This window comes from Cylindrospermopsis curvispora GIHE-G1 (assembly GCF_014489415.1).
In the GTDB taxonomy this organism is placed as follows: Bacteria; Cyanobacteriota; Cyanobacteriia; order Cyanobacteriales; family Nostocaceae; genus Raphidiopsis; species Raphidiopsis curvispora_A.
Map to the genome: position 1 here is coordinate 1,445,613 of NZ_CP060822.1, position 15,196 is coordinate 1,460,808.

General features: G+C 38.4%; 16 protein-coding genes and 2 pseudogenes. 8 read left to right on the plus strand and 10 right to left on the minus strand.

The genetic code is table 11. The annotated features are described in order from the left end of the window. Positions 1-126 precede the first annotated feature (126 nt). Positions 127-654 (plus strand): glycosyltransferase family 4 protein, encoded by a 528-nt coding sequence (locus tag IAR63_RS06650; RefSeq protein ID WP_328701242.1) that lies wholly within the window; start codon positions 127-129, stop codon positions 652-654. A 180-nt stretch (positions 655-834) separates the two neighbouring features. On the opposite strand, the gene IAR63_RS06655 is transcribed toward IAR63_RS06650, so the two are convergent. Continuing rightward, positions 835-1,755 (minus strand): S66 peptidase family protein, encoded by a 921-nt coding sequence (locus tag IAR63_RS06655; RefSeq protein WP_187707028.1) that lies wholly within the window; start codon positions 1,753-1,755, stop codon positions 835-837. Next, entirely contained in the window at positions 1,733-2,821 is a 1,089-nt protein-coding gene (aroC, locus tag IAR63_RS06660) for a chorismate synthase (protein ID WP_187707029.1), read from the minus strand. The genes IAR63_RS06655 and aroC overlap by 23 nt, the downstream gene beginning before the upstream one ends. 383 nt (positions 2,822-3,204) lie before the next feature. Here aroC and IAR63_RS06665 point away from each other — a divergent pair, with 383 nt between their 5' ends. Next, the gene (locus IAR63_RS06665) at positions 3,205-3,378 is read left to right on the plus strand and encodes a hypothetical protein (protein WP_187707030.1); all 174 of its coding nucleotides are present in this window, start codon (positions 3,205-3,207) and stop codon (positions 3,376-3,378) included. 127 nt (positions 3,379-3,505) lie between these two features. Here the strand turns inward: IAR63_RS06665 and IAR63_RS06670 are convergent, their stop codons facing one another. After that, a complete protein-coding gene (locus IAR63_RS06670) occupies positions 3,506-3,757 on the minus strand; it encodes a hypothetical protein (RefSeq protein ID WP_057178457.1) in 252 nt (83 codons plus the stop codon). 952 nt (positions 3,758-4,709) lie between these two features. Further along, entirely contained in the window at positions 4,710-5,294 is a 585-nt protein-coding gene (locus IAR63_RS06675) for a hypothetical protein (RefSeq protein WP_223007714.1), read from the minus strand. A 379-nt stretch (positions 5,295-5,673) separates the two neighbouring features. On the opposite strand from IAR63_RS06675, the gene IAR63_RS06680 reads away from it, so the two are divergent. Next, the gene (locus tag IAR63_RS06680; protein ID WP_187707031.1) at positions 5,674-6,177 is read left to right on the plus strand and encodes a hypothetical protein; all 504 of its coding nucleotides are present in this window, start codon (positions 5,674-5,676) and stop codon (positions 6,175-6,177) included. A 98-nt stretch (positions 6,178-6,275) separates the two neighbouring features. On the opposite strand, the pseudogene IAR63_RS06685 reads toward IAR63_RS06680, so the two are convergent. Continuing rightward, a pseudogene (locus IAR63_RS06685) lies at positions 6,276-6,467 on the minus strand (IS4 family transposase); the annotation flags it as partial. 258 nt (positions 6,468-6,725) lie between these two features. Further along, positions 6,726-7,122 (minus strand): annotated as a pseudogene (tnpA, locus tag IAR63_RS06690) (IS200/IS605 family transposase). Between the two features lie 196 nt (positions 7,123-7,318). On the opposite strand from tnpA, the gene IAR63_RS18705 reads away from it, so the two are divergent. Beyond that, positions 7,319-7,444, plus strand: coding sequence for a hypothetical protein (locus IAR63_RS18705; protein ID WP_328701243.1), 126 nt, complete (start codon positions 7,319-7,321; stop codon positions 7,442-7,444). Then, positions 7,423-8,052, plus strand: coding sequence for a transposase (locus IAR63_RS06695; protein WP_328701251.1), 630 nt, complete (start codon positions 7,423-7,425; stop codon positions 8,050-8,052). Before IAR63_RS18705 ends, IAR63_RS06695 begins: the two co-directional genes overlap by 22 nt. 11 nt (positions 8,053-8,063) lie before the next feature. Here IAR63_RS06695 and IAR63_RS06700 read toward each other — a convergent pair whose 3' ends face one another. Next, positions 8,064-8,738: a helix-turn-helix transcriptional regulator gene (locus IAR63_RS06700; protein ID WP_187707032.1), complete on the minus strand. Its 675-nt coding sequence runs from the start codon at positions 8,736-8,738 to the stop codon at positions 8,064-8,066. 97 nt (positions 8,739-8,835) lie between these two features. Here IAR63_RS06700 and IAR63_RS06705 point away from each other — a divergent pair, with 97 nt between their 5' ends. Continuing rightward, complete coding sequence (locus tag IAR63_RS06705) at positions 8,836-9,480, plus strand: DUF3386 domain-containing protein (RefSeq protein ID WP_187707033.1); 645 nt, start codon at positions 8,836-8,838, stop codon at positions 9,478-9,480. Between the two features lie 54 nt (positions 9,481-9,534). Here the strand turns inward: IAR63_RS06705 and IAR63_RS06710 are convergent, their stop codons facing one another. After that, positions 9,535-10,425, minus strand: a complete 891-nt coding sequence (locus IAR63_RS06710) for an alpha/beta fold hydrolase (RefSeq protein WP_187707034.1) — start codon at positions 10,423-10,425, stop codon at positions 9,535-9,537. Between the two features lie 42 nt (positions 10,426-10,467). Next, positions 10,468-10,971 carry a HugZ family pyridoxamine 5'-phosphate oxidase gene (locus IAR63_RS06715; protein WP_187707035.1) on the minus strand — a complete coding sequence of 168 codons (504 nt, stop codon included), beginning with the start codon at positions 10,969-10,971 and terminating at the stop codon, positions 10,468-10,470. A 206-nt stretch (positions 10,972-11,177) separates the two neighbouring features. Between IAR63_RS06715 and IAR63_RS06720 the strand changes: the two genes are divergently transcribed. Both IAR63_RS06720 and IAR63_RS06725 read left to right on the plus strand, forming a co-directional pair. Beyond that, complete coding sequence (locus IAR63_RS06720; protein WP_187707036.1) at positions 11,178-12,671, plus strand: CIA30 family protein; 1,494 nt, start codon at positions 11,178-11,180, stop codon at positions 12,669-12,671. Positions 12,672-13,349: 678 nt separating this feature from the next. Then, complete coding sequence (locus IAR63_RS06725; protein WP_187707037.1) at positions 13,350-14,339, plus strand: PRC-barrel domain-containing protein; 990 nt, start codon at positions 13,350-13,352, stop codon at positions 14,337-14,339. Positions 14,340-14,423: 84 nt separating this feature from the next. Here IAR63_RS06725 and IAR63_RS06730 read toward each other — a convergent pair whose 3' ends face one another. After that, positions 14,424-14,990 (minus strand): hypothetical protein, encoded by a 567-nt coding sequence (locus IAR63_RS06730; RefSeq protein WP_187707038.1) that lies wholly within the window; start codon positions 14,988-14,990, stop codon positions 14,424-14,426. Positions 14,991-15,196 lie beyond the last annotated feature (206 nt).

A 15,196-nucleotide genomic window follows, 5' to 3' on the forward strand; every position in this document is an offset into this window, starting at 1 on the left:
CTTCCTAACTGCTCGAAAAATTATGAAATCTAATCAGCATATTTGTCATTTAGTTTTAAGTAATATTGGGGGAGCGCCCAAATTTCTACTCAGTCTCAAGCTGGTTATAAAGTCTCCACAATAGTATTGACTGATTTGGATTTACAATGGATAGTTGATTTTAAAGCTGCTGAAAAACTCATAATTATGAAAGTTGCCGGCAATTTATTTTATATTGGTGGAGTAATGCATCAAATATGGATAGCTATAAAATTAAGTAAAGTAATTGCCGAATTAAAGCCGGATATTATTGTTTGCCATACTGCATTTATTACGAAACTTTTTTATCTTTCTCAATTGATTCCAAGAAGTGTAAAAATCCCCTATATCAGTTATCTTCATACTGATTTCATTTCTGAATTACAGGGTGAAAGCAAAAACAACTCATTGATAGGAATATTTCAAAATTTATCTATAGGTGTTGATAATCGGATTAGTTTGAGTAGTCTTCAGCAAGCCAGCGGATTAGTATTTGTTTGTAAAAGTCTCTATGAAAGATTATTAAATCTGGGATTAAATCCCCGTCAAGTGGAAGTATGCTATAACCCTGCTATACCTGATACAAATAATCAGCCATTAAATTCCACAGCTGAGCTATGGTTAAAGAGTCCCTAGATCATGGGGGAAAAATTATTTTGAATTGGTATTTCTTTAAAGGTTTCAATCAAGAATTTCCTTTTCATCATGATGATCCCCAATTGCTAAATAGGTTTTTCCGGACTTTGCAAACTAAATTTATAGAAGTTTTTCACCCCTATCCTATGAATGCTCGTTGTTATCAAAAATGGTCCTAACTCAGAGAATTTCTAATGTTCCTTGCACCGCATCTAATCTTGCTCGTACTCCCACAGGTAAAGCAGCATTGGGACTGTCATGACCAAAAGGTAGGTCAGAAACAATAGGTATACCTAAATCAGATAGGCGATCGCACAAAACTTCGTGTATAGTCAAACTTGGTATATTAGGGGGTGGTTCACAATTGGTAAACCCTCCCAAAGCAACACCTCTGACTTGACCAAGAATACCACTTAATCGCCATTGAGTCAACATTCTGTCAATTCGATAAGGTGCTTCAGTAACATCCTCCAAAGCTAATATTACACCATCCATTGGTGGTAAAAGGGGTGTTCCTAAAAGATGGGTAGCTACAGTCAAATTTCCGGGAAGTAATATTCCTGTTACCTGACCACCTCCCCAACCTTTCCCCTGTAATTCCCGAATAGCTCTACCCTCTACCCAGTCAAATAACCTTTCAATTGACCATGGTGGTTCATCACATAAAGTAGTCAGCACAGGTGCATGTACACCAGAAATTCCCCCTTTATATAGACTCCACAACAGAACGGTAATATCAGAGAATCCAACTAGCCATTTTGGGTCTGGTGGATTTTGTTCCCAGTGCCAACTTTCCAAAATACGAGCAGTACCAAAACCCCCCCTAGCACAAATAATTCCGCGACATTGGGGATCTTGCCATGCTGCACACAACTGGTGACGACGGTGGTCATCAGTGCCCGCGAGATAGCCATGTCGGTTTTCTATGTTGTCACTAATTTGAACATTATAACCACGGTCTCGCCAAATTTTCACACCCTTTTCAAAAGCTGTAATTTCTCTGAGTCCACCACTGGGAGCAATCACACGTAATAGATCCCCCGGTTTCAGGGGAGATGGTAATAAAGTTGGAACAATCTTAGAGGAGTTTACATTGTGCATAGTGTCTCAATAGATGATCACATAAAACCAAAGCTACCATTCCATCTACCATAGGTACTGCACGGGGTAAAACACAAGGATCATGTCTTCCCTTTCCCGCTAAGACGGTTTCTTCCCCTTCCTTGGTGACTGTTTTTTGTTCCTTTCTAATAGTCGCAGTTGGTTTAAAAGCAACCCTTAAAATAATATTTTCACCATTAGAAATTCCCCCTTGAATTCCACCCGAACGGTTAGTAACAGTTCTAATATCACCATGGGGATCTATATAAAATTCATCATTATGTTCAAAACCCGTTAATAAAGTTCCTGCAAAGCCAGAACCAATCTCAAAACCTTTACTAGCAGGTAGAGACATAACAGCTTTGGCTAAATCAGCTTCCAACTTGTCAAAAACCGGTTCTCCTAAACCTTTGGGAACGTTGCGCACCACACACTCCACCACCCCACCAATGGAATTACCATCCCTACCGGTTTTCTCAATTAGTTCTATCATTTGGGGGGCAATTTCTGCGTCAGGACAACGGACAATATTGCTCTCCACGTCTGTTAGAGTGACAGTATTAGAGTCAACAGTTCCCTCCAAATCTTTAATACGTTTAACGTAAGCAATAATTTCCACACCTGCTACCTGACGCAAAATCTTCTTGGCGATCGCCCCTGCTGCTACCCTACCGATGGTTTCACGTGCGGAAGACCTACCACCACCCTGCCAATTTCTGAATCCATATTTAGCGTCGTAGGTAGCATCCGCGTGGGAGGGACGGTATTTTTCAGACATTTCGTCATAATCCTGGGAGCGGGTATCTTTATTCCTCACCAGAATGGCAATTGGTGTTCCTAGGGTCTTACCCTCAAATACCCCGGATAAAATTTCACAGCTGTCTGCTTCTTTGCGGGGTGTGGTGATTTTACTTTGTCCTGGTCTTCTTCTATCCAGTTCAAATTGAATTTCTGCGGGAGAAATCTCCAGTCTAGGAGGACAACCATCAATTATAACTCCCACACCTCCACCGTGAGATTCACCAAATGTCGTAATTCGGAAAAGATGACCAAATGTGCTACCCATGTTATTGAGAAAATACTTTCTCAACCAATTGTACCACTTCTCTCAATATACAAGGTTGGGTTGAGGAGCGAAAGTGGTACTGATTCCTTTTGGAGAGTGGAACTAGTTGGCGATCGCCTGTATGGTTAAATAGCGTACAATGGCATGATTACCCATATCTTCTCTTTAATCCAAACAACGGAAATAATCCCAGGTCTTACCATAGTCTTCTATCCTATCACCTTCTGAATTAGTAGATCTGGTAAGAGATGAAGTTCAAAAAATGGTTCAAAATTATCGAGAAAAATAACTCATGACATCTAAATACTGTAATATTATAAGAACAGGTTCTAAGATGTCGCCAGGCGTTGATCACGAACGTATTGTGTTCTCTCTTTACATTTGTGATATCTATAGGTGCGATCGCCTGTCTGATAAAACTGAAAAACACAATTTTTCCCGTTTTGCATCTACCCCAGGGTAGATTGTTAGCAAGAGTAATAAAAGCCAGCTCCCTATGGGAGTGCTTCGCGATCGCCCATCTGAGAAAAACTACTGTTATCAAATCAGTTTGCTAATATTCCAGGTTGAGTTTCCTTTCGGAAACTCAACGTGAGATATAAATGCGATTGCCAAGCACCCACTACACAAGATGACTCTGATATATCTCTAACTCATGGGAAGACCCACGAGTTAAGTAGAAAACTAATTAATCACAATATGTCTTACCAGAATACTCATCACTTCCCCAGAATTACCAGTTGGCGTCAGATCACTCCAATCAGTTGCATTGGCATAACCAAGCACGTGTAGATAGTGAATCGTACTAATTACCGTCTTTTTCGACCCGATCAACAGATGTTTTAGTGGTTCCCGGTGACTAGCTTGTGAAACCACCCTAGAGTCAACCACTCCAGTATCATCAATGCTGCTGATGAAATTTCTAATTTGTGCCATAATTTATTTGCCTCTATTTTGGGGTGTAAGGTGATCGAGACTTCCTGTTAAGAAATAGAGATCACCTTACTTTTTTCTAATTATAAAACTACTTGAACAGACATGCAATAGGTTTACACAAAATAATTAATAATTTTTGTAAAGTCTTGCGACTTGTCAAGCATAAATGCAAAACGCAAGAATCTCGCACTCACTCAGTTGCAGTAAAAGTAATGCGATCGCACGTCTTGTCTGTTATCGCAAAAGATTACCCAACCCAGCCAACAGTAAGTTGGCTTGATAAAACCCAATTTACATTACACTGTATTGGAATCCGCTCAAAAATATCTATGTACCCGCGCGCCGATTTTTTTTAATGTGGGGGGTTGATTATTTACCTTTGGATGTGATACCTTGATAATAGAAATCTGTGCAATTTTTTTAAAAATGCCAATACTCCATTATTACACTACTATACTACCATATTTCCAGCCCTTTAATCATAAAAAAACTTATCTTGCTTGCCGCGAAACATAATTTTTTCTTATTGTTTATCAGGCGATTGCAAAGCACGCCCTATGGGAGATCGCGAGAGGACTCGTAGGTTGGGTTGAGGAACGAAACCCAACACACCCACGGGATATAAACACTCGCCATGGTAGCAATTACCCGTTATTGTTTGAATTAATCCACACCTGGAGACTGTCCGTGGGGGAGACCGGGAATCAATTCCCGGTCTCAAAGCTCAAGTCGGTTAAAACCGACTAGTTTCGTCACGTTGTAAGTTGGCTTGATAAAACCCAATTTACATTACACTGTATTGGAATCCGCTCAAAAATATCTATGTACCCGCGCGCCGATTTTTTTCAATATGGGGGGTTGATTATTTACCTTTGGATGTGATACCTTGATAAACCTTAGCCTGTATTGTGAGAGCTTATTCTTTTCTGTATATGTATGTTATTCTAGCAGATTAAGTACCTATTTTACATTTAAGTATTTCAATATCTATAACTTGGTCATATTCTTTTTTATGAATTTTTTTGCTTGTGATGTCAATTTTTACTGTTGAGATGAACTCTTTAAAATCTGCGTTCATAGTTAGTTTGTTGATTGTCTCCCAGTCAAGTACTTCACGATACTTTGCAGGAAAAATAATTTCAGATGAGTGAGGGTCTTCAATATTTAATTGGATTACTCCAATTCCAAATGATGTTGAAAGTCGAGAAAGTTCGCTTCTAAATTCTTCTTCTTCGGAAACTTCAGCTGCGACTAAATAACTTTCGTTTGCCCAAGATGAGTTTGAAACTGTCTGGAAGAAACTCTCTCTTAAATTTCCAAAACTTAGTTCACGTTTAAGTTCAAATGATAAAAACCGGATTGAAATATTGCCTATTGATGAACTTAATTCATAAACCTCTTGTTTCCAGTCCTCAAGTGAAAAATAACAGCCAACAATGTCAGGGTGAACCCACTCGCCAAATTCTTTTTTTGAAGATTGGTAATGGTTAATTGTTTTGGTGTAACAATTTAAATGGTAGTAAGCGTAATAAGTCAAATATGGATGAAGGTCTTTTTCTAAAAAGTCAAACGGTGATTAATCTAAAAACTAGTGATAGGTCCAATACCTACCGTAATAGAATCCTTACTTTAATTTAGCATACTATACGCAAACCCTATCCGAACTACTGTGTTGGTATAAAGCTATAAGTAAAATCTATTAAGTGCGATCTCCCGCAGGGAGTGCTTCGCAATCGCTCATAGCATACCATTGTGGTATATACTTGATTTGCATTTATAGATTTTTTGAGGTAAATCAATATGTTATTTATTTTTCCAAAAACAGTTCATAATTAAGTATAACTACTATAGTAGTTATAATCTTATATAAGTTAGTATTATTCTACATAAGATTTTGGATACAAAGGTATTTTTCTATGTCAAATTTCAAGTTTTCCAAAAGTCATAATCCTGAACTAGATGCTGCACGAATACAGCATGATAGCTTACCCAAAACTGAATATGGTAAAGGTGAGAAATTGTCAAAAGAAAAGCTGGAGCAAGATAAAAAGAAAAGTTATGAGAAAAGTTACCGATTGGGACAGCTTTTATATTCCGCTGTACAGGAACATTACTCTTACTTAGAACAAGCCAAATTTCTTGATAGTCTTATAAAAGTGATAACACATCTTGGTGATAACGCCAGGATATTTCCTGATATGGACTATGATGATATTTGGTATACAGATTACTATGACCTCATAGAATTGGCTAAAGATATGGGTCTAGGAGATTATACCTTACCTCACTGGCCTGAAGAATCAAACCCATTTCATCGCTATTTAGAACTAACGACTTCTGATTTAGTTCAAATAACTCTGATTTTTGTAAAAGAGGCTGTAATTGACGAATATAAGTTTGGAGCAGATTTGAATAGTTAGATCCAGTATTTATTCAGAGAAATTTTGGTTCTTGCGCCTGTTTTATGGAGAATTAATAGAAAAGTGCCAGTGTAATAAACTGCGTAAACGAAAATTAATGTCGAAATTCTTACATCAATACCTGTATGGTTTAATCTTGTAAATAAGTCCCGCATACTTGTTAAACTATTATCCAAGGCATAAGCCAACCAACACTCAACATAAAGACGGCTGTTCAAAACTGGATAATCATTTTTTGGTAACGGTCTGAGGATGTCCTTGACAATCTTGGGGAATGAATTTATGATCATTATCAAATCAATATTTTGATATAGGTTGCCCAAATTTTAATATATTTTGGGCAATTTTTATCACAAATTTCTTAACATTTAACACTTGTGGTAATTTACCAAAACTACTATATGCAAAATCTATCCGAACTACTGTCCTCAAGGCAATCTCTATGAAATGCGATCGCACGATGAATTCACAAGAAAATCGCCGAAAGGCACGGAAGCCACTTGGCTTTAGACAGGAAGTGCCAACGGCGAATTTATTCGCCTTGATATTTAACCGTGATGCGGATCTTCAATATACCTTTTAATAACATCTGCTGAAACCTGTCCAGCAGTGGAATAAAAATAACTATTAGTCCATAGGCTAGGAAGTTTAAGTAATTCAGGAAATTTTCGTCTTAACAAGCAAGATGACCGTCCTTTAAAAGCTTTAACCACTTGATTTATAGCAACATCTGGTTGATGTTCTACAAATAAATGAATATGGTGCAACCTCAAGAGCGAGGATATCCCAGTCTTTTTCTTTGGCTAGTTCGTAAATTATCTGTCGAAGACATTTAGCTATCTCTCCAGATAATACCTTTTTTCGGCGTTTAGGTATCCATACAAGATGCACTACTGCATTACCTTTTGAGTGATTTCCTATTCTGTATTCCAGTGTTGTCTTCATATTGTTTCGTGGCTGCTATTGACAAGTAAATCATATCTCAACTATACTTTTGAAATCAACAAACATTGAAGGTCGAACAATGTACGGATGCCAACAAGTTCTTATCAAGTCCGATAAATCAATAACAGCCATATTGGAGTACCTCTGCACAGAAGCTAAAAAGCTGACAAATTGTGGCGTTTACTATTCTAGGCAGATGTACTTTAAAACTGGTTATATTCCTAGTAGAGCAGATTTGCATAAACAACTAGAAACTTATCAGAAAAACGTTCATTTGTTTCTAATCTGGGAACATCATTTATTGTTGATGGACTTCATTTAAAAAGTTTAAATCAGTGGTACAACAAATCAGTAGCTAAACTTAAAAGTGATAAACCGCAGGGTTTTTGGTCTAACAGATTAGCTGCTATTACCGAAAAAAGAAACCGACAAATGCGTGATGCAGTTAACAAAGCTGCAAGAATAGTCGTTAACCACTGTATTGAAAATAAGATTGGTGCTATTGTTTTTGGATGGAATAAAGGACAAAAAGATAGTATTGATTTGGGGTCTAAAAACAATCAGAAGTTTGTCCAAATTCCCACAGCAAGATTAAAAGACCGTATTGCTCAATTATGTAAACAATACGGAATAGATTTTATTGAAACAGAAGAATCATACACTTCTCAATCATCGTTTTTTGATTGCGACAATATACCTAAATTCGGTGAAAAACCCGAAGGGTGGGAAGCAAGCGGGAAACGAGTTAGTCGTGGAGTATATGAAACTTCTGATGGGTTCAAAATTAATGCGGACTGTAATGGTGCTGCTAATATTTTGAAAAAAGTAGCGGTGATGCTAGGAATTGATCTTAGCGGAATCAGTAGAGACTGTTTAAGCCAGCCTCAGAAAGTTCGTTTATGGACTCTTCAGAAATCTCCGTGTCTTTAGACCGGAGAAGCTTAATGCTCAGGGAGAATTTGACCTTGATGTAGTTTAGCCACCATTTCAGCACGAGCAGAAACACCCAACTTTTTAAACATTCTTTTAAGTGACTGCTTAACCGTATTTTGACTAATCCAAAGTTGGCTGGCAATTTCCCCATTTGTTAACCCCTGGGCAACTAATTCAGCAATTTCTAACTCCCTAGCAGTTAAAGGACATTCAGTAATGGGCTTGACCATATTCCACTTGGCTTGGAGAGTGGCAATTTTTGCTGATAAATGGATACATAAAGCACTTAAATCAGCTAAATCATTATTGTTAAAGGGAGGACTGCCAGGATCTCGGGCAAAATTAAGAGTTCCCACCAGTCTACCATCACAAACTATGGGACCTGTCATCACGTGTTCATGGCGAGTACAAAAGTTTTTCCAGTCTTCCGGAGCCAAGACTAACAGTTCATGGGTAGGTGCATGACGTTCTACAACATAACTCCCCACAGGATTGGCCTCCAAACAAACCGCAGGAATTTCTGGAATTTCTATTCCCGTCAAGAACTGCTGTTCAATAAAGGAAATACCCCAATGGTGCACACCAAAATGTAAGCTAATAGTTTCCATAAGAGCTTGTTGTAATTCCTGCTCGGTTTCAACATGGGCTATTGCTTCAAAAATAGAGTGGAGTGTTTTAGCCATAAAAGTACCCAGTTGGGGACTATGCGAACCTAAAGATTAACTATATTCTAATATTATAAATCACAAAAAGCTATTATTCAGCCAGAGGACAAGCATCATGACAGTCACTCAAATCTCTGCCCAAGAACTTTTCCGGGCTGCATATCAAAATCGTTATACCTGGGATGAAAATTTCCCCGGTTACACAGCAGATATCACTTATAAATATGAGGGCCAGGAATTCACTGGCAAAATTCGTATTGATGCCAATTTCAAATGGGAAGTTACTCAAGTAGAAGATGAAGCTGCCAAAAAGGCAATTGACAGCCAAACTTGGGAAATTGCTGTCCATCGGGTACGGCGCACTTTTGCCCAAACTCATGGAGAAAACACCTTTACCTATGGTGAGAAGGACTCCACTGGTGCAGTGGAAATTATTGTTGGCGGAAAATCAGCTGGTGATAAATATAAAGTTCGCAATGATGTAGTTAGTCTTGTTCACCGTCATATTCACGGAGTTGTTGTGACTATTAACACTTTCAGTATTCACGAAACGGAAGCGGGATATCTATCTCATACTTATGATTCTGTGTATCACGATCCCAAAACTGGAGAGCAAAAAGGTGGTCGTAGTGAGTTTACGGATGAATATGAAAAAGTAGGCAATTATTACATTCTCAACCGTCGAGAAATCCGTACGGAAACCTCAGCAGGTATGTCAATTCAAGAATTTGTTTTTGCTAATCTGGAGTTACTGGGTTAGACGGGAATTTGTGGCCGTGGTGACTTGCGGCCATAATACCTAACCTTTGAAAATCTAAATATCTAGATATTTAGATAATAAACCAATAAAAACTCCGGGGGTTTCTAAATGGGGTAAAATGCCTGTATCAAGCACCTGCTGAAAATCTTTAATTGCCATTTTATTTAAACTGCCTAATCTCCTCCCTAAACTAATATCAGTAAACTGCGCTTGTTCACCCCAAAAAAATACGGTAGGCACTTGTAACTGGGGAATATATAAACTCAGATCAAAATAAAGATTCCCCTTCAAGAAGGATAGGGCTGAATATTTACCATTTCTCTTTTGTGCAGAAGTTAAATAAGCCTGCACTATCTCTTGTGACAATCTTTGGGACTTGACAAATAGGAAGTTCTCCAAAAAGTTGCTCACAGCTAGTTCATTTTCTGCGCCTAACCCATAAATCAAATTGTCAACAAAGGGTAAGTTAATCAGTGGAAGTGGTAATCTCCTGGTCGCACCTTGACCAAAATCGTTAAAACCCGCAGGACAAACTAAAAATAATTGGTCAAAGGTTTGTGGTTCAGAAATGGCAATGCGGATCATCAAAGCTGCTGTTAAAGACGAAGCAACTACCGTTATAGTATCCACGCAAGTCTGGTGAATAAACTCCTTAATGGTAGTCAAATAATCCACAATTTGATAGTCTCTGACAGGATGATCGGAATCTCCCCAACCAATTAAATCTGGTGCCAAAATGCGATATTTATGGGCAAAAGCTGGATAAACCTTAGACCACTCAAAAGCGGAAGCACCACCGCCAAAGTTATGCAAGAATAGTAAAGGTGGTAATTTGTCGATTTCCCCCACATCCCAGGGTTCACTGGTCTGGGTGTAGTAGACCATACTACCCAAAGAAGTGTCAACTTGTTTTTTACCAAAGCCACACGGATGGAATTCTAACATAAACCATAATCTCCCAAAATCAGTCGGTTTTCAACCGAAATCCTAATTAGAAATATTGTCTCGACTAATAGGTACAAGTTGATGGAGGTTATCACCATGAATATGGTAAGCTGCACCAAAACCAATTACAAACCTTCCTCCCGTTGGAGTCAACTGAAAAACTCGAAAATCAGCTAAACCTTTTAGAACCTCTATAATTGTGCCAAATCTTGCCTGAAATTGATCGACTACTTCTTGCCATTTGCTGGATTCTCTTTCCAGTAAACTGGCTCTACAATCAAAATTTAAACGCCGACGGGCGAAAATATTGGCACTTTTACCCTCATCCTCAATAAATAAAACACTCACATCTGGACGAGACTCAATATTAATAGTATGGATAGATAAACCACTTACATATATATAAATGGTTTTTAATTCATCCATAACAAAGGGAGCATAGCTAGCATTAGGAATCCCCTGGTCACTGACCGTACCAATGATAATGCTGGCGAATTGCTCATGAAAGTCCTCATAGTCAGATTGAATTTTTGCCCAATCGCTCATAGATGTAGTCCTATCTATCGGTTGCATTGCATTATAGAATATTAAGTAGGGAGGCACAATTATTTGTAGGATGGGTTTCGTTTTATATGGGAGAGAAAATTGCCCGGTTCCTGTAAAAGTAATCTAAAGTTGCCAGAGGAAAGATCATGTAGTATGATATGTTATAAATATAGTATATAATACAGATAATTGAGTTGTTAATCATTATGAATGACAAAAAACGTAATCAATGGGATTTGTGTAGATTCATTAAAACTCTTACTTATTTTGAGGTATTTCCCCTCCTGAACTGGATACAAAAGATTCTACAAAATCGTCCTATAAACCAACAAGATCAACCAACAGGGAGAATACAAATGGGTGTAATTTTAGTAGCGGGTGCAACGGGTGGTGTGGGTAAAAGGGTGGTAAAAAAATTACTAACCCAAGGTTATAGGGTGCGGTGTTTGGTCAGGGATATAGAGAAAGCAAGGGAAATTTTGGGCAATGAAGCAGATCTGGTGGTGGGAGATATTACAAAACCAGAAAGTCTCAATGATTTAGTCATGAGTAATATTGAAGGTGTAGTTTGTTGTACAGCAGTGCGAGTACAACCAGTGGAGGGAGACACGCCAGATAGGGCAAAATATAATCAGGGGGTGAAATTCTATCAACCGGAAATAGTGGGAGACACACCAGAAAACGTAGAATATAAAGGAGTAAAAAATTTAATAGTAGCTGCAAAAAGATATTTACCAACCACTGGAGAAAAAATCATCTTTGATTTTACCCAACCATCATCAGATCTCAAAAATATTTGGGGAGCATTAGATGACGTGGTTATGGGTGGGGTGAGTTCCAGCAATTTTTATCTATTAGAGAAAACTGCGGTTTTTAATGGCAATGTTTCCACAGCAAATTCGGGAGGTTTTGCTTCCGTAAGAACTAAAAACTTTTCCCCCGCAATTAACTTATCAGGTTTTACGGGGATCAGATTAAGAGTTAAAGGTGATGGACAACGTTATAAAATCTTTCTAAGAACAGAAACAGCCTGGGATGGCATAGGTTATAGCTACTCCTTCGATACCATAGCAAATACATGGATAGATGTTAACATTCCTTTTGTCAATTTAGTGCCGGTTTTTAGAGCTAAAACAGTGAAAGATTGCCCCAAAATTGATGAAAGTAAAATCCGTTCTGTGCAGTTAATGTTAAGTAAATTTGAATATGATGGTGAGCTAAATCCTAAATTTACTCCCGGTGGATTTACCCTAGAATTAGAATCTATTAAGGCCTATGGTGGTGAGGGTGTGTCCCAATTCGTGTTGGTTAGTTCTGCAGGTGTAACTCGTCCAGGGAGACCAGGAATTAATTTAGAAGAAGAGCCACCAGCAGTGAGATTAAATGACCAACTGGGAGGTATTTTAACCTGGAAGTTAAAAGGAGAAGATAGTTTAAGAGACAGCCAAATACCCTATACAATTATTAGACCCTGTGCTTTAACCGAAGATAGGGGAGGAAAAGAATTAATAGTAGACCAAGGTGATAATATTCGCGGTAAAATTAGTCGAGATGATGTGGCAGAAATTTGCGTTCAATCATTACAACAACCACAAGCTAAAAATATTACCTTTGAGGTAAAACAAGGGGAAAATAATGTTGTCTATCTCAACTGGGGACAATTGTTCTCCCAATTACAACCGGAGAGAATTAATCGCTAATAAAACAAATTCAATCTTTGACTGCTTACAGAAACAATTATTTTGATAGCTACTTACATAATACGAGCAGAACAATAGTTAATCTACTGAAAGCTCACAGACTCCCCATGCAAGATTAATTGACCAGATAACTTACAAATGTCAATTAGCAGGAATCAAATTTAAGTAGGGAGGCACAATTATTTGTAGGATGGGTTTCGTTCTTCAACCCATCCTACGTTCATCTTATATTTAATTCCACCCACCCACTTAAGGGATAAATAATAAGAAAAAATTATATTTATGGGGGGTTGAGATAAGTTTTTTTATGGTCAAGGGGGTAGAAATGTGGTACTATAAGAGTTAAATAATGGAGTGGTGGAATTTTTTTTAAAATTGCACAGATTTCCATTATCAGAATATCACGCCCAAGAGTCAATAGTCAACCCCCATTGGGAAAAAAATCGGTGCGCCGTAGATCCTCAACAAAAGCGCTTTTTGACTGTGATATACAAATTATAATAAATGCAGTTTGAATTGAGGAAAGAAACCCAACATCATCATCTCAACAAATTTCTACAAGAGTCTTCTATTCCTAGAGGAACAGGAGTATGAAAGCTGCCAATTGTCTATTGTCTTGATTTTTTGTTAAAAATAGTTTATATATAAACCGGATTCGAGATCAGGACGACTTATAGAATGACCTCCGAACAGACAATTAGACGTTCCGATATATTAAACACCCAAGTCATCACCCGTGATAATGGCAAAAGGTTAGGTATCGTGAGTCAGGTGTGGGTAGACATTGATCAGAGAGAGGTTGTGGCCTTTGGGTTACGAGACAGCCTGATTTCTATCTCTAGTCTACCTCGCCAAATGTATCTCAGTAGTATCAACCAGATCGGTGATGTGATTTTGGTTGAAAATGAAGATGTCATTGAGGACATCGATGTAGAAGCTCTCAGTAACTTGATTAACTGGGAAGTGATTACAGAAACTGGAGAAGTATTAGGTAGAGTAAGAAGCTTTAAGTTCAGTGGTGAAAGTGGTAAAATATCTTCTATAGTTATCGCTTCCCTGGGATTACCCCAAATTCCAGAACAACTGTTAAGTACCTACGAAATTTCTATAGATGAAGTAGTCAGCACCGGGCCCAATAGACTGATTGTATTTGAGGGTGCGGAAGAAAGAGTTAACCAGCTGAGCGTGGGAGTTTTAGAACGTCTGGGTATTGGTAAAGCACCTTGGGAAAAAGACTCGGAGGAAGAATATGGCTATTCTGCACCACGAGCTGTTTCTCCCGCTAATCAATTACCCAGTGGAGTACCTTTGGAACCACCTAAACCTAAGATTCGTGCTCCCCAACCGGTAGCGCGGGAGGAAGAGTGGACCCAAGACTATGTAGAAGAGGAAATCACACCTCAGCGCGAGGTTATGCAAGCTCGTGCCTACGAGTCTATACAATATGAGGAGGAAGAAGAAGATAATTGGAGTGAAACAACTGGTAAAGACAGGTATCAGTCATCAGTCACCCCAAAACCTACACCTCAATCCTACAACAAAACCTATGCCCAACAGTATGAGGATGATGAAGATGTGGAAGGTGACGCTTGGGATGATGTGCCCAAACCGGTGAACATTCCCAAAAAGGTTAAGGAAAGACAGGTGGAATACGAGGAGGAAAGCTAACCGGAAGAAGATATTTTACCGTTTTGTTTCTTAAACCGCGATTCGTCCCCCGATTTATTGGGGGAGCGTCAATTCTAGGATGTTTTAGGGAGAAACCACAGAGTTTGCCATCTTTACTAAACCGCTTAGACTACCCGCTTTTAATCCAATGGTGTACTGTACTCCTTTCTCTATCCATATCAGGTTAGCATCAGAGCAGTTGGCACCACATTTAAAGTCTTCAAAATAAGCCTTTTTGTTGTTGTTTAGGTTTACTTCTTTTCCTACAGGTTTGGGGGTATTACTACTAAGTAGCTCTGCACTAATAGCACCAAAACGACAAGCTGTTCCCCCACTACAATCGGGAGTGAATCCTAGTAGGATTTGGTATTTGTTTCTGGTTACTGTTTCCACAATTGAGTAAAGTGGGGGCTCATTTTTCCCAATAGGAATATGGGTTGGTAATAGAATCTTGATTTGGGTGGTTTTCTTTAATTTAGATAGAATTGGTTGAAAAACCGGATTGACCTGGGAGTTTTTGCCCTGAGTTGGCTGTTTTGCTATTATCTGGTACTGGTCGATTCCCAGAGCTGGGGTGACCCTGACAAAGTTAGTACCGGTGAGCAGTAAAAACAAGGTACTGATATGCTTGATTGGAAATTTGGAATTCATGCCCAGATTAAAAATAAGGATACTTGAGCTATGCTATAGCTATACTATCATGCTAGTGGGTGGGTGGAATTAAATATAAGATGAACGTAGGATGGGTTTCGTATTAAACTCATCCTACAAATAATTGTACATCCCTACTTATATGAAATTGGTTAGATTTTTAAAAAATATCCCAGTCTCCCATGAGAAAAATGTGTTAAAAACCC

What these genes read in the sequence shown, in the direction of transcription:
- IAR63_RS06705 (WP_187707033.1), top strand. Translation starts at nt 8,836, where the DNA reads ATGACAGTCACTCAAATCTCTGCCCAAGAACTTTTCCGGGCTGCATAT.
- IAR63_RS18705 (WP_328701243.1), top strand. Translation starts at nt 7,319, where the DNA reads ATGTACTTTAAAACTGGTTATATTCCTAGTAGAGCAGATTTGCATAAA.
- IAR63_RS06680 (WP_187707031.1), top strand. Translation starts at nt 5,674, where the DNA reads ATGTCAAATTTCAAGTTTTCCAAAAGTCATAATCCTGAACTAGATGCT.
- IAR63_RS06670 (WP_057178457.1), bottom strand. Translation starts at nt 3,757, where the DNA reads ATGGCACAAATTAGAAATTTCATCAGCAGCATTGATGATACTGGAGTG.
- IAR63_RS06715 (WP_187707035.1), bottom strand. Translation starts at nt 10,971, where the DNA reads ATGAGCGATTGGGCAAAAATTCAATCTGACTATGAGGACTTTCATGAG.
- IAR63_RS06700 (WP_187707032.1), bottom strand. Translation starts at nt 8,738, where the DNA reads ATGGCTAAAACACTCCACTCTATTTTTGAAGCAATAGCCCATGTTGAA.
- IAR63_RS06730 (WP_187707038.1), bottom strand. Translation starts at nt 14,990, where the DNA reads ATGAATTCCAAATTTCCAATCAAGCATATCAGTACCTTGTTTTTACTG.
- IAR63_RS06720 (WP_187707036.1), top strand. Translation starts at nt 11,178, where the DNA reads ATGAATGACAAAAAACGTAATCAATGGGATTTGTGTAGATTCATTAAA.
- IAR63_RS06710 (WP_187707034.1), bottom strand. Translation starts at nt 10,425, where the DNA reads ATGTTAGAATTCCATCCGTGTGGCTTTGGTAAAAAACAAGTTGACACT.
- aroC (WP_187707029.1), bottom strand. Translation starts at nt 2,821, where the DNA reads ATGGGTAGCACATTTGGTCATCTTTTCCGAATTACGACATTTGGTGAA.
- IAR63_RS06725 (WP_187707037.1), top strand. Translation starts at nt 13,350, where the DNA reads ATGACCTCCGAACAGACAATTAGACGTTCCGATATATTAAACACCCAA.
- IAR63_RS06655 (WP_187707028.1), bottom strand. Translation starts at nt 1,755, where the DNA reads ATGCACAATGTAAACTCCTCTAAGATTGTTCCAACTTTATTACCATCT.